The sequence below is a fragment of the Monashia sp. HAY1-5C genome, from assembly GCF_056755255.1.
In genome coordinates this window covers 1-229 of record NZ_JBPGXG010000907.1, presented here as the reverse complement: position 1 = coordinate 229, position 229 = coordinate 1, and the positions used below count along the sequence as shown (strand labels likewise).

The following is a 229-nucleotide window of genomic DNA, read 5'->3' as shown; positions in this document are numbered from 1 at the left end:
CTTGATATAGTCGACATCCGGATTCGGCGGGAAGCGGAAAACCACGACGTCGCCGCGCTTCGGTTCGCTGCCGAGGATACGGCCGCTGAACACATCCGGCGAGAACGGCAGCGAATACTTCGAGTAGCCATAGGCGAACTTGTTGACGAAGATATAGTCGCCGACCAGCAGCGTCGGCATCATCGAACCGGACGGAATGGTGAATGGCTGAAATAGAACCGTGCGGATG

1 protein-coding gene is annotated in these 229 nt (G+C 57.2%); it reads right to left on the bottom strand.

Translation table 11 applies throughout. The features are described from left to right. Positions 1–229, bottom strand: a 229-nt coding sequence (gene lepB, locus ACR9ZK_RS23915) for a signal peptidase I (RefSeq protein ID WP_481344381.1), incomplete at both ends; no start/stop codon positions are given.